Source organism: Cellulomonas gilvus ATCC 13127 (assembly GCF_000218545.1).
Classification (GTDB): Bacteria; Actinomycetota; Actinomycetes; order Actinomycetales; family Cellulomonadaceae; genus Cellulomonas; species Cellulomonas gilvus.
The window spans coordinates 858,889-871,177 of record NC_015671.1 but is presented as its reverse complement, the minus strand read 5'-3'; the positions used below and the strand labels follow the sequence as shown (position 1 = coordinate 871,177).

General features: G+C 73.3%; 12 protein-coding genes and 1 tRNA gene. 6 read left to right on the top strand and 7 right to left on the bottom strand.

Translation table 11 applies throughout. From position 1 onward, the window contains the following. Window positions 1-19: 19 nt before the first annotated feature. The 5 genes from rplA to CELGI_RS04005 form a co-directional block, all read right to left on the bottom strand. Window positions 20-739, bottom strand: a complete 720-nt coding sequence (rplA, locus tag CELGI_RS04025; RefSeq protein WP_013882831.1) for a 50S ribosomal protein L1 — start codon at window positions 737-739, stop codon at window positions 20-22. Window positions 740-870: 131 nt separating this feature from the next. Beyond that, window positions 871-1,302: a 50S ribosomal protein L11 gene (gene rplK, locus CELGI_RS04020; RefSeq protein WP_013882830.1), complete on the bottom strand. Its 432-nt coding sequence runs from the start codon at window positions 1,300-1,302 to the stop codon at window positions 871-873. Between the two features lie 95 nt (window positions 1,303-1,397). Further along, window positions 1,398-2,216 (bottom strand): transcription termination/antitermination protein NusG, encoded by an 819-nt coding sequence (gene nusG / locus CELGI_RS04015; RefSeq protein ID WP_013882829.1) that lies wholly within the window; start codon window positions 2,214-2,216, stop codon window positions 1,398-1,400. A gap of 72 nt (window positions 2,217-2,288) precedes the next feature. Continuing rightward, window positions 2,289-2,585, bottom strand: a complete 297-nt coding sequence (gene secE / locus CELGI_RS04010; protein WP_013882828.1) for a preprotein translocase subunit SecE — start codon at window positions 2,583-2,585, stop codon at window positions 2,289-2,291. Window positions 2,586-2,652: 67 nt separating this feature from the next. After that, a tRNA-Trp gene (locus CELGI_RS04005) sits at window positions 2,653-2,725 on the bottom strand. 197 nt (window positions 2,726-2,922) lie between these two features. Between CELGI_RS04005 and CELGI_RS04000 the strand changes: the two genes are divergently transcribed. The 5 genes from CELGI_RS04000 to CELGI_RS03980 all read left to right on the top strand — a co-directional run bounded on the left by CELGI_RS04000 (window position 2,923) and on the right by CELGI_RS03980 (window position 7,871). Next, the gene (locus CELGI_RS04000; protein ID WP_013882827.1) at window positions 2,923-4,137 is read left to right on the top strand and encodes a pyridoxal phosphate-dependent aminotransferase; all 1,215 of its coding nucleotides are present in this window, start codon (window positions 2,923-2,925) and stop codon (window positions 4,135-4,137) included. Between the two features lie 108 nt (window positions 4,138-4,245). Next, the gene (locus CELGI_RS03995) at window positions 4,246-5,133 is read left to right on the top strand and encodes an ABC transporter ATP-binding protein (protein WP_013882826.1); all 888 of its coding nucleotides are present in this window, start codon (window positions 4,246-4,248) and stop codon (window positions 5,131-5,133) included. Beyond that, window positions 5,130-5,996: an ABC transporter permease gene (locus CELGI_RS03990; protein ID WP_013882825.1), complete on the top strand. Its 867-nt coding sequence runs from the start codon at window positions 5,130-5,132 to the stop codon at window positions 5,994-5,996. The genes CELGI_RS03995 and CELGI_RS03990 overlap by 4 nt, the downstream gene beginning before the upstream one ends. Before the next feature lie 55 nt (window positions 5,997-6,051). Next, window positions 6,052-7,245, top strand: coding sequence for a sensor histidine kinase (locus tag CELGI_RS03985; protein WP_150104659.1), 1,194 nt, complete (start codon window positions 6,052-6,054; stop codon window positions 7,243-7,245). Continuing rightward, the gene (locus tag CELGI_RS03980; RefSeq protein ID WP_013882823.1) at window positions 7,242-7,871 is read left to right on the top strand and encodes a response regulator; all 630 of its coding nucleotides are present in this window, start codon (window positions 7,242-7,244) and stop codon (window positions 7,869-7,871) included. The genes CELGI_RS03985 and CELGI_RS03980 overlap by 4 nt, the downstream gene beginning before the upstream one ends. Before the next feature lie 79 nt (window positions 7,872-7,950). Here the strand turns inward: CELGI_RS03980 and CELGI_RS03975 are convergent, their stop codons facing one another. Further along, entirely contained in the window at window positions 7,951-9,987 is a 2,037-nt protein-coding gene (locus tag CELGI_RS03975; protein WP_013882822.1) for a variant leucine-rich repeat-containing protein, read from the bottom strand. A 150-nt stretch (window positions 9,988-10,137) separates the two neighbouring features. On the opposite strand from CELGI_RS03975, the gene CELGI_RS03970 reads away from it, so the two are divergent. After that, window positions 10,138-11,160, top strand: coding sequence for an adenosine deaminase (locus tag CELGI_RS03970; RefSeq protein ID WP_013882821.1), 1,023 nt, complete (start codon window positions 10,138-10,140; stop codon window positions 11,158-11,160). An 8-nt stretch (window positions 11,161-11,168) separates the two neighbouring features. Here the strand turns inward: CELGI_RS03970 and CELGI_RS03965 are convergent, their stop codons facing one another. Further along, the gene (locus CELGI_RS03965; protein WP_013882820.1) at window positions 11,169-12,281 is read right to left on the bottom strand and encodes a UDP-N-acetylmuramate dehydrogenase; all 1,113 of its coding nucleotides are present in this window, start codon (window positions 12,279-12,281) and stop codon (window positions 11,169-11,171) included. Window positions 12,282-12,289: the final 8 nt, after the last annotated feature.

The following is a 12,289-nucleotide window of genomic DNA, read 5'->3' as shown; positions in this document are numbered from 1 at the left end:
GAGCCGGGGGCGAGGTGGCTCAGGCCGCCTCGTCCTCCGACGTCAGGTTGCGCGTCTTGTTCTGGTCGAGCGCGATGCCCGGGCCGTTCGTGGTCGAGATGGTCGCCTTGGTGATGTAGCGGCCCTTCGACGCGGACGGCTTGAGACGCAGGATCTCGTCGAGCGCGGCGGCGTAGTTCTCCACCAGCTGGACGTCGGAGAACGACGTCTTGCCGATGATGAAGTGCAGGTTCGCGTGACGGTCGACGCGGAACTCGATCTTGCCGCCCTTGATGTCGGCGACGGCCTTGGCCACGTCCATCGTCACGGTGCCGGTCTTCGGGTTCGGCATCAGACCACGCGGGCCCAGCACCTTGCCGAGTCGACCGACCTTGCCCATGAGGTCAGGGGTCGCGACCGCGGAGTCGAAGTCGGTGTAACCGGCCGCGACCTTCTCGATCAGCTCGTCGCCACCGACCTCGTCGGCGCCGGCCGCGCGGGCCTGCTCGGCACGCTCACCCGTCGCGAAGACGATCACGCGGGCGGTCTTGCCCGTGCCGTGGGGCAGGTTGACCGTGCCACGGACCATCTGGTCGGCCTTGCGGGGGTCCACCCCGAGGCGGAAGGCGATCTCGACGGTCGCGTCGTACTTCGTCGTCGAGGTGGCCTGCGCGAGGCGGACGGCCTCGAGCGGCGCGTAGAGCTTGCCGTCCTCGATCTTCTCGGCGGCGGCGCGGTACGCCTTGCTGTGCTTCGCCATCTGCTTGTTCTCCTTGTCAGCAGTCGTGGTCGTCATGGGCCGCACACGGCCCTGCCACTGGGGTCCCCACCGGGCAGGTCGCCCGGGGGGAGGGTGCCGGTCGTCTCCGACCGGCCGGGGTGACCGTGCGGTCAGCCCTCGACCGTGATGCCCATCGAGCGAGCGGTGCCCGCGATGGTCTTCTCGGCGGCCTCGAGGTCGTTCGCGTTGAGCTCCTCGAGCTTGGTGCTCGCGATCTCACGGACCTGCGCACGGGTCAGGGTGGCGACCTTGACCGTGTGCGGCGTGGACGAGCCCTTGGCGACGCCCGCGGCCTTCTTGATGAGCTCGGCGGCCGGCGGCGTCTTCGTGATGAACGTGAACGAGCGGTCCTCGTACACGGTGATCTCGACGGGGATGACGTTGCCGCGCTGCGACTCGGTCGCCGCGTTGTACGCCTTGCAGAACTCCATGATGTTCACGCCGTGCTGACCGAGCGCGGGGCCGATCGGCGGGGCGGGCGTGGCCGCACCGGCGTTGATCTGGAGCTTGATGAGGCCGGTGACCTTCTTCTTGGGGGGCATGACGCCGTCCCTTTCCTTCTCGTGGGCCTACGCCGTGGGCGATGACCCGGTTGCAGTGGGCGACGCCGACCGGCGCCGCCCGCGATGCCGTGCCGTCAGATCTTGGCGACCTGGCTGAACGACAGCTCGACCGGGGTCTCCCGGCCGAAGATGGAGACGAGCACCTTGAGCTTCTGGTTCTCCGCGTTGATCTCCGAGATCGTGGCGGGCAGCGTGTCGAAGGGGCCGTCGGTGACGGTGACCGACTCGCCGACCGTGAAGTCCACCTGGATCTTCGCGGCGGCCTTGGCCGCGGCGGCCGGCGCGGACGCCGACTTGACCTCGAGCGTCGGGGCGAGCATCGAGAACACCTCGTCGAGCGTCAGCGGCACCGGCTGGTGCGTGTGGCCGACGAAGCCCGTCACGCCGGGCGTGTGCCGCACGGCACCCCACGACTCGTCGGTCAGGTCCATGCGGACCAGGACGTAGCCGGGGATGCGCACGCGCTTGACGACCTTGCGCTGCGCGTTCTTGATCTCGACGACCTCCTCCATGGGGACCTCCACCTGGTAGATGAAGTCCTCCATGTTGAGGCTCTGCGTGCGGTTCTCGAGGTTCGCCTTCACGCGGTTCTCGTAACCCGCGTAGGAGTGGATGACGAACCAGTCGCCCGGCAGGCTGCGCAGCTTCGACTTGAACGCCGCGACGGGGTCCTCGTCGGGGTCGATCTCGTCCGCGTCCTCGGCCGAGGCCTCATCGGCCTCGTCGGACTCCGGTGCCTCGTCGGACGCGACGGGCGCGGCCTCGTCCGCGGCAGGCGCGGCCTCGTCGGTGTCGGCGGGCTCGTCGACGGACGCCTCGACGCCTTCGACCGACTCGAGGGCGTCCTCGAGCTCGAGCTCGGCCGACGTGGGCTCAGACGACTCGTGCGACACGCGATCCTGCTTTCTTCGACGATGGGGCGGCCCGGTACGGGCGAGCGGCGGGCCGACGACGGCCCCGAGGGGTCAGCCCCCGAAGACCCAGAAGGTGACCTTGCCGAGGCCGAGGTCGAGCACGGTGACGAACGCCATGACCACGGCGACGAACACCAGCACGACGCTCGTGTAGGTGACGAGGTCGGACCTGGTCGGCCGCACGACCTTCTTGAGCTCCGCGACGACCTGACGGACGAACAGCGCGATGCGCGCGAACAGCCCGCGGCGCTCACCCGGTCGAGCGGGCGTGCCCGAGGCCTTCGGCGCGGACGTGCGCGGAGCCGAGTCCTCGGCGCCGGACGCCGCGGAGGCTGCTGTTTCGCTCACGTCATGCCTCTGCGTCTCGTCGGTACATGGAAGGCCGGACCAGACGATCCGGGAACACGGAACTGCGCAGGGCAGACAGGACTCGAACCTGCAACCTGCGGTTTTGGAGACCGCTGCGCTACCACTTGCGCCACTGCCCTACGACGATCGGTGCCCGCCAAGGATCCCCCGCCCGCCGCCGTGAGGCGCTGCGGGCACAGGTCATCTTGGCGAACGTCAACCGCCGGTGGACCACTGTACGGGACGTCGCGCCCAGGGTCGAACCCGCCCGTGCCGCCGAGCCGGACGGCGTGGGATCGCGGCACCCGCACGGCGTGACCTCTGCCACTATGGCCCGGTGAGCCAGCAGACGTCGCGCCCCCGTGTCTCCCGCCGCCTCGCCGCCATCGCCGAGTCGGCCACCCTCGCCGTCGACGGGAAGGCGAAGGCCCTCAAGGCGGCCGGCCGGCCCGTCATCGGGTTCGGGGCGGGCGAGCCGGACTTCCCGACCCCGCAGGCGATCGTCGACTCCGCGGTCGCCGCGTGCCTCGACCCCGTCAACCACCGGTACACGCCTGCCGCGGGCCTGCCCGCGCTCCGCGAGGCGATCGCGGCCAAGACGCTGCGCGACTCGGGCTACGCGGTGCGCCCGCAGGACGTGCTGGTGACCAACGGCGGCAAGCAGGCCGTGTTCCAGGCGTTCGCGGCCGTGGTGGACCCGGGTGACGAGGTGCTCCTGCCTGCGCCGTACTGGACGACCTACCCGGAGGCCATCCGGCTGGCCGGTGGCGAGCCGGTCGAGGTGTTCGCGGGCGCCGACCAGGGCTACCTGGTCACGGTCGAGCAGCTCGAGGCCGCGCGCACGCCGCGCACCAAGGCGCTGCTGTTCTGCTCGCCCTCGAACCCGACGGGCGCGGTGTACTCCCCCGAGCAGACCGAGCAGATCGGGCGCTGGGCGCTCGAGCACGGCATCTGGGTCATCACCGACGAGATCTACGAGCACCTCACGTACGACGACGCGGTGTTCACGCCCATCCAGCGCGTGGTGCCCGAGCTGGTCGACACGTCGATCGTGCTCAACGGCGTGGCCAAGACGTACGCCATGACGGGCTGGCGCGTGGGCTGGATGATCGGCCCCGCAGACGTGATCAAGGCCGCGACCAACTTCCAGAGCCACCTCACCTCGAACGTCGCCAACGTCTCGCAGCGCGCCGCGATCACCGCGCTCACGGGCGACCTCACCGCGGTGCACGAGATGCGCGCCGCGTTCGACCGGCGCCGCCGGACCATGGTCGAGATGCTCGCGACGATCGACGGCGTCACGGTCCCCACGCCTCAGGGCGCGTTCTACGCCTACCCGTCGGTCGAGGGTCTGCTGGGCCGCACGTTCCGGGGCGTCACGCCGACCACGTCGGCCGAGCTCGCCGCGCTGATCCTCGACGAGGTCGAGGTCGCGGTGGTCCCGGGCGAGGCGTTCGGGCCGTCGGGGTTCCTGCGGCTGTCCTACGCGCTCGGCGACGACGACCTGGTCGAGGGCGTCACGCGCATCCAGCGGCTGCTCGCCGAGGGCTAGACCCGCCCGCTCCACGCTCCGGCGCACCCGGGGGTCCACCGATCGGTGGACCCCCGGTCCCGTCGTCCGACCCTGCCGCGGCGACGGCCTGGCGAGCAGGCTGGAGGCATGGCACCAGCACCAGCGATCGAGGTCGGCGGGCTCCGCAAGACCTACGGCACCAAGAAGGCGGTCGACGGGCTCGACCTCGTCGTCGAGCGGGGCGAGATCCTCGCGGTCCTCGGGCCCAACGGCGCGGGCAAGACCACGACGGTCGAGATCCTCGAGGGCTTCCGTGAGCGCGACGCGGGCGACGTGCGCGTGCTGGGCGAGGACCCCGCTCACGCGGGCCGCGCCTGGCGGTCGCGGCTCGGAGTCGTGCTGCAGAGCACGGACGACCTCGCCGAGGCGACGGTCGGCGAGCTGGTCCGGCACTTCGCACGGTTCTACCCGGACCCGCGCGACCCCGAGGAGGTCATCGACGCGGTCGGCCTGCGCGAGAAGGTGAACACGCGTACGCGCCAGCTGTCCGGCGGTCAGCGCCGCCGCGTGGACGTCGCGCTCGGCATCGTCGGGCGGCCCGAGCTCGTGTTCCTCGACGAGCCGACCACCGGGTTCGACCCGCAGGCGCGTCGGGACTTCTGGGACCTCATCACCTCGCTGCGGGACGACGGCGCGACGATCCTGCTGACCACGCACTACCTCGAGGAGGCCGAGCACCTGGCCGACCGCGTGGTCGTCGTCAGCTCCGGCACCGTCGTCGCGCAGGGCAGCCCGCAGGACCTCGGCGGACGGACCGCGCGGCAGGCGGTCGTGCGGTGGACGACCGCCGACGGGCCCCGCGAGGTGCGCACCGACACCCCGACGGCTGTCGTGGCCGACCTCGCTGCACAGCTCGGGGAGATCCCCGGGCTGCAGGTGCTGCGCCCGACGCTCGAGGACGTGTACCTCAGCCTGATCACGCCCGCCGCACCCGCGGGCGCCACGCACGAGCAGCCGACGGAGGCAGCACGATGACCGCGACGACCACGGCGGCCCCCACCGGGCAGACCCGCCGGACCGCTCCCCTGCCGGGCGCCCTGCGGCTCGGCGTCGCACGCACGCGGTACGAGGTGCGGACGTTCTTCCGCGAGCGGGACGCCGTGATCTTCATCTTCGCCTACCCCGTGATCATGCTCGCGATCTTCGCCACGGTGTTCGGGCAGGACGGCTCCGACATCGACTTCGGCGGCCTGGCCGTGAGCTTCCCGCAGTACTTCCTGCCGGGCATGGTCGCGACCGGCGTGATGCTCACGAGCTTCCAGAACATCGCGATCTCCATCGCGGTCGAGCGCGACGAGGGAGGGCTCAAGCGCCTGCGTGCCACCCCGATGCCCGCGTCGTCGTACTTCCTCGGCAAGATCGGGCAGGTCCTGGTCAACTGCCTGCTGCAGATGGCGATCCTGCTGGCCGTCGCCGCGCTGGCGTTCGACGTGCCGCTGCCCGACGACGCGGCGGGCTGGGGCACGTTCGCGTGGGTGTTCCTGCTGGGCACGACGACGGGCGCGGTGTGCGGCGTCGCGTTCTCCTCGCTGCCGCGCTCGGGCCGTTCCGCGAGCGCCGTGGTGACACCCATCGTGCTGGTCCTGCAGTTCATCTCCGGGGTGTTCTTCCGGTTCGACGAGCTGCCGTCCTGGATGCAGCAGCTCGCCTCGGTCTTCCCGCTCAAGTGGATGGCGCAGGGCATGCGCTCGGTGTTCCTGCCCGACGAGGCCGCCGTGCTCGAGGTCGACGGCACGTGGCAGCACGGCATGACCGCGGCCGTGCTCGGGGCCTGGCTCGTGGTCGGCCTCGTCGTGGGGGTGCGCACGTTCCGCTGGCGCCGGCGCGACGACGGCTGACGTGGCGACGCTGTCCGGCCTGCCACCGGCGCCCGCGGTGGCAGGCTGGGCTCCCGTGACGGAGATCGCCGGGGGCCGAGGGGAGTTCTGGCGCCGCTCCATGCGCGCGTGGGACATCGCGTTCTGGATCATGGTCGCGATCACCGCGGCCTTCTCGGTGCCGACCGCGCCGTCGGTGGCGCGCGGCTCGGCCGCCCTGGCGGGGTACGTCACGCTCGTCGTGGCCTACCACCTGCTCGGCCGGCGCGGCGCGCGGGCCGACGACACGCGGCTCACCCAGGCGTACCTCGTCGTGCTCGTGGTCGTGACGTCCACCGAGGCGTGGCTGGTCGAGCTGGGCATCGTGCTGCTGTTCGTCTCCTACTCCCAGATCTGGTTCTTCGCGGTCGACCGCGTGCGCGGCGTCATGTGGACCGTGGCGCTGACGCTCGGGATCATCGTGGCGACCGCACTGCGCGTCGAGGCCGATCCCGGCGACCTGCCCGAGATCGCCGGCCAGGCGACGCTCGGCCTCGTGTTCTCGATCGGCCTGGGCCTGTGGGTCACGTACGTCGCGGAGCAGAGCGAGGAACGCGCGTACCTGCTCGACGGCCTGCGCGAGACCCAGGCGGCCCTCGCCGCGAGCCATCATGCCGAGGGTGTGCTCGCCGAGCGCGCGCGGCTCGCGCAGGAGATCCACGACACGCTCGCGCAGGGCTACACGTCGATCGTCATGCTGGCCCAGACCGCGGCCGCCGAGCTCGAGCGGGAGCACACCGGCAGCGCGCGCGAGCGGGTCGAGCAGATCGAGGCGGTCGCCCGCGACAACCTCGCCGAGGCGCGCGCGCTCGTCGCCGCGTTCGCGCCGCCCGCGCTCGAGGACGGCGACCTGCCCGCGGCGCTGCGGCGCCTGGGTGCCCGGTTCGCCGCCGAGACCGGGACCGCGGTGGACGTCGCGGTCGACGACGTCGCCGACGTCCCGCAGGACGTGGCGGTCGCGCTGCTGCGCGCCGCCCAGGAGTCGCTGGCCAACGTGCGGCGGCACGCGGGCGCGACGCACGTCCACCTGCGGTTCGCGCGCGTGGACGACGACGTGGAGCTCGAGGTCACCGACGACGGGCGCGGGCTGCGCGACGACGACCTGGAGGGCAACGGCGTGCGCGGGCTGCGCGATCGCGCACGTGCGGGCGGGGGCGAGCTCGCGCTCGTCGGATCGGTGGGCCGGGGTACGCGTGTGCTCCTGCGCCTGCCGCTGGGAGGGACACGATGACCATCCGCGTGCTGCTGGCCGACGACCATCCCGTGGTCCGGTCGGGGCTGGCCGGCCTGCTGGCCGTCGAGACCGACGTCGAGGTGGTCGGGGAGGCCGCGGACGGCGAGCACGCCGTGACGCTCGCGCGCGCGCTGCGCCCGGACCTGGTGCTCATGGACCTGCGGATGCCGCGGCTGGACGGCGCCGCCGCGACCGCCCGCATCGTGGCCGAGGTGCCCGGCACGCGTGTGCTGGTGCTGACCACGTACGAGACCGATGCGGACATCCTGCGTGCCGTCGAGGCGGGCGCGACCGGGTACCTGCTCAAGGACACGCCACGTGCCGAGCTCGTGGCGGGTGTGCGGGCCGCGGCGCGCGGCGAGGCCGCGCTCTCGCCGTCGGTCGCCCGGCGTCTGGTGCAGCAGGTCCGCGGGGGTCACGACGAGCGCCTCACCGCACGCGAGACTCAGGTGCTCGCCGGGGTGGCGCGCGGGCTCTCGAACGCCGCGATCGGTCAGGAGCTGTTCATCGCGGAGGCGACCGTCAAGACGCATCTGCTGCGCGTCTTCGCCAAGCTCGGCGTCGACGACCGCACGCGCGCCGTGACGGCCGCCATGGAGCGCGGGATCCTGCCGACCGGCTGACCGGCCCCCGGACGTGCCGGGAGCCGGGCCGGTCGGCAGGACCGCGGCCGCTCAGCGGGCCGTCCGACCCGCCGTCGCGTCACTCACCCGTGCCGAACTCCGCCAGGCCCCACGGGTCCTCCTCGAGGACCTTGCCGTCGCCGTCCACCAGACGGCCCTGGCCGTCGAACGTCCAGTCCTGGATCTTCTCGCCGTTCGGGCCGGTCAGCGTGCCGTCGAGCTCGAGCGTGTAGTCGCCGAGCATGGTCGGCTCGAGCTCGTCAAGGCCGTCGTCCGTGCCGAGCCCGTCGTCCGTGCCCAGGCCGTCGTCGGTGCCGAGCCCGTCGTCGGTGCCCAGGCCGTCGTCGGTGCCCAGCCCGTCGTCCAGGCCGAGGCCCTGGTCGAGCCCGTCGAGGTCGGTCGGCAGGCCGCCACCGAGCAGGCTGCCCAGCCCGGTGCCCATGCCGAGGTCGCCGAACGTGTCGGCCACCCACTGCTCGTCGTCGAGCTTGCCCTCGTCCTGCAGCCTGACCACGTTCTTGCCGGTGGTGGCCGAGATGTCCGCGAGCGTGCCCAGCAGCGAGACGCGCCAGCCGCCGCCCTCCTCGACCGCGAGGAGCCCGAGGTCCGTCATGCCGAGCTCGACCGCCCACGGGTAGTCGTCGAGGCAGCGGGTCTCGCCCTCGGCGGTCGCGCACACGCCGTCGAACACCACGGTCTCGCCGTCCGCGGTGACCGAGAGGTCGCTGGGCTGCAGGCGCGCCCGGCCGTCGCCGGCCGCCTCGGAGGAGAGCCCGCCGTCGATCTCGAACGGGGCCTCGGAGCCGCCGAGGTCCGCGGCGTCGACCCACGCCTGCGCGTACACGGTCAGGAAGCGGCGCTCGGCCGTGGGCATCGTGTCGGCGACCTCCGTGAGGTCGCCCGTGGCGATCGCGGGCAGCGCGGCGAGGAAGGCCTCGCCGGCGGCCTCGGGCGAGTCCAGGTCGGCGGCGTCCTGTGTGGGCATGGTGCCGCGCGTGCCACCCGTGGCGACGGTGGCGTACTCGCCGATCGTCATCATCGGGCTGACGTACCACTTGCCGCCCTCCTCGACCGCCATGAGGAAGGGCTGCTGCTCCTCGGAGTCGAGCGTCATCTCCAGCTCGTCGGCGGTCACCTTCCAGGGCAGCTCGTCCTGGAGCGCGTCGACCGCGTCGTCCCGGCTGGACTCGAGCATCTCCGCGGTCTGCTCGCCCCCGGGGCTGACGCTGTAGAGGTCGATCATGGCGTCGAACAGCTTGTCCGCGTCGGCGTCGACCTTGAGCGAGCCACCGGTCACGGAGACCTTCGCGAGGCCCTCGTCGACCTCCTCGACCTCGACCTCGAGGCCCTCGAGGTCGACCTCGACCGCGTCCAGCACGGCCTGCAGCTTCTCCGTCGCCGACTCGTCGGTCTCGCCCAGGTCCGCGACCGACTCGTACGCGTCCCGGAACGCCGCGACCTCGGACGGCGACATCGCGCCGTAGATGGCCACGCCGTCCTTGTCCGCGACACCCTCGATCAGCTGCGTCACGGCGGCCTGGGCCGACGGTGCGCCGTTGATCTTGTCGAAGAACATCGTCCACGCCGCGTACGCACCACCGCCGAGCAGCAGCACCACACCCGCGGCCACGCCGATGATCAGACCGCGACGGCGGCGCGGAGCCGCCGGGGTCCCGTCGCCCACGAGCGTCATCCCGGGCTGCGCGTAGCCGGCGGCAGCCGCGTACGTCCCGTCGGGCGCCGTGCCCGGCTGCGCCTGCTGGGGCTGCCACGGGGCGGGCACGATCGGCTTGGGCTCCCACGCCTCGCCGCCCTCCTGGGCCGTGGGGACCGTCGGCTGCGCCGAGCCGGCGGACTGCGCGACGGGTGCGGGCGCGGCCGGCGGCGCGGCGGGGGCAGCCGGGGCGGCCGGAGCCGCCTGCGCGGCGCGCTGGGCGACCGCCGCGACGACCGCGGGGTCGCCCTGACCGCGGAGCCAGTCCAGCAGAGCGGGGTAGGCCGCCGGGTGCTGCGCGACCTGGACACGCAGGTCCGGCCGCTCGGTGGCGATGCGCGCCAGCTGCGCCGGTGGCGTCGACGGATCCGCGACGAGCGCGGCGAGCGGGTCCTGGTGCATGTAACGGCTCCCCTGAGCAGACGATGGGTTCCCGTGGTACGGGCCGGGTCATCCTACGGACCCGGACACTCCAGGCGCTTCGCCCATCCACATCGGACACGTGCAGTTCACCCGTCCGAGGCGCCGCGGCCTGCTGGCACACTGACCCGCGTGCGCGATCTCACCCAGTTGCCCAAGGCGCACCTGCACCTGCACTTCACCGGGTCGATGCGCGTGAGCACGTTGGCCGAGCTCGCGCAGCGGCACGGCATCCGTCTGCCGGCGGCGCTCCTGGACGCCGACCCGCTCAAGGTCCCGGCCGACGAGCGCGGCTGGTTCCGGTTCCAGCGCCTGTACGACGCGGCACGCGCGTGCGTGCGCGGCGAGGCGGACATGCGCCGCATCATCGCGGAGGCGGTCGCCGACGACGCGGCCGAGGGCTCGGGACGCCTCGAGATCCAGGTGGACCCCACGTCGTACGCGCCGTTCGTCGGCGGCATCACCCCGGCGCTCGAGATCGTCCTGGACGAGGCCCGCGCGGCGAGCGCCCGCGAGGGCGTCGACGTGGGCGTGGTCGTCGCGGCCTCGCGCATGCGGCACGAGCTCGAGGCGCGCACGCTGGCCCGGCTCGCCGCGCGCCACGCGGGTGACGGTCCCGGCGACGTCGTCGGGTTCGGGCTCTCGAACGACGAGCGGCGCGGTGACACGGCCGCGTTCGAGCCCGCGTTCGCGATCGCCCGCCGCGCGGGTCTGGCCGCGGTCCCGCACGGCGGTGAGCTGCTCGGCCCTGGCCACGTGCACGACGTCGTCGAGCACCTGCGACCGGACCGCCTGGGGCACGGCGTGCGCGCCGCGGAGGACCCGGCGCTGCTCGCGCGGCTCGCCGAGGCGGGCACCGCGCTCGAGGTCTGCCCCGCGTCCAACGTGTCGCTGGGCGTGTACGCGCACGCCGGCCAGGTGCCGCTGCGGGCGCTGGTCGACGCGGGAGCGCTCGTGGCGCTCGGGGCCGACGACCCGCTGCTGTTCCGGTCCCGCCTGGTCGAGCAGTACCGCACCGCTCGCGACGAGCACGGGTTCGACGACGCCGCGCTCGCGGACCTGGCCCGCGCGTCGATCCGCGCGAGCCGGGCCCGGGACGACGTGCGGCGCCGCCTGCTCGCGGGCGTCGACGACTGGATCGCCCGCCCGGCCTGACCGCGCGCCTACAGCGTGACGCCGACGAGCACCGGCTCCGGCTCGAGCTCGACGCCGAACGCCGCGTGCACGCCCGTGCGCACCTCGCGCGCGAGCGCGAGCAGGTCCTGCGCCGTCGCCGCGCCCCGGTTGGTCAGGGCCAGCGTGTGCTTGGTGGACAGCGCGGCGGGGCCCGGCAGACCGAAGCCCCGGCCGAAGCCCGCGTGCTCGATCAGCCACGCCGCACTCGTCTTGACGCGGCCGTCCGCGGCGGGGAACCGCGGAGCCCCCTCGGGCAGCGTTGCCGCGGCGGCCGCGTCGAGGATCGGGTTGGTGAAGAACGACCCCGCGCTGCGGGTGTCCGGGTCCGCGGCGTCCAGCACCATGCCCTTGCCCGCGCGCAGCGCGAGCACCGCGGCGCGCACGTCCGGCAGCGGCGCGCGCTCCCCGACCGCGATCCCGAGCGTGCGCGCGAGCTCGGCGTACGCGACGGGTGCCGACAGCGTGCCCTGCCGGAGCTGCAGCGTCACGTCGAGCACGACGTACCGCGGGGTCGGGCCCCAGGGCGCACGGTCGTCGGCCGGGTCGCGCGGGTCCGCCGTGGTCCCCGTGACCGGCTGCATCGAGCGCTTGAGGAGCGACGAGCGATAGCCGAACCGCAGGTCCACCACCGGGAGCGTGCGCACGCGTGAGCGCGCGCGGTCCCACACGCGCACCGTCGCGATGCTCTGCGCGACCTCCTGGCCGTACGCACCGACGTTCTGCACGGGTGTCGCGCCGGTCGAACCCGGGATGCCCGAGAGCGCCTCGATGCCGTACAGGCGGTGGCTCGTGGCCTCCGCCACGACGTCGTCCCACGGCGTGCCCGCGGGGACCGTGTACGTCACGCCCGCGCACGCCGAGTGGTCCGGCACCTCGATCCCCGTCCGCACGTCCCGCACGACGACGCCGTCGAAGCCCTCGTCGGACACCAGCAGGTTCGACCCGCCCCCGACGACGAGCAGCGCCTCGCCCGCCTCGTCCGCCGTGCGGACCGCGTCGATCAGCTCGGCCTCGGTGCTCGTCTCGACGTAGCGGGCCGCGGGCCCGCCGACGCCCAGCGTGGTGAGGTCGGCCAGCCGGCCCGAGGTGCGCACGTCCATGCGGTCCA

Bases quoted from the DNA above. Each gene is read 5' to 3' on its own strand.
- rplA (WP_013882831.1), bottom strand. From the start codon at position 739: ATGGCGAAGCACAGCAAGGCGTACCGCGCCGCCGCCGAGAAGATCGAG.
- rplK (WP_013882830.1), bottom strand. From the start codon at position 1,302: ATGCCCCCCAAGAAGAAGGTCACCGGCCTCATCAAGCTCCAGATCAAC.
- CELGI_RS03995 (WP_013882826.1), top strand. From the start codon at position 4,246: ATGGCACCAGCACCAGCGATCGAGGTCGGCGGGCTCCGCAAGACCTAC.
- CELGI_RS03990 (WP_013882825.1), top strand. From the start codon at position 5,130: ATGACCGCGACGACCACGGCGGCCCCCACCGGGCAGACCCGCCGGACC.
- CELGI_RS03980 (WP_013882823.1), top strand. From the start codon at position 7,242: ATGACCATCCGCGTGCTGCTGGCCGACGACCATCCCGTGGTCCGGTCG.
- CELGI_RS03975 (WP_013882822.1), bottom strand. From the start codon at position 9,987: ATGCACCAGGACCCGCTCGCCGCGCTCGTCGCGGATCCGTCGACGCCA.
- CELGI_RS03965 (WP_013882820.1), bottom strand. From the start codon at position 12,281: ATGGACGTGCGCACCTCGGGCCGGCTGGCCGACCTCACCACGCTGGGC.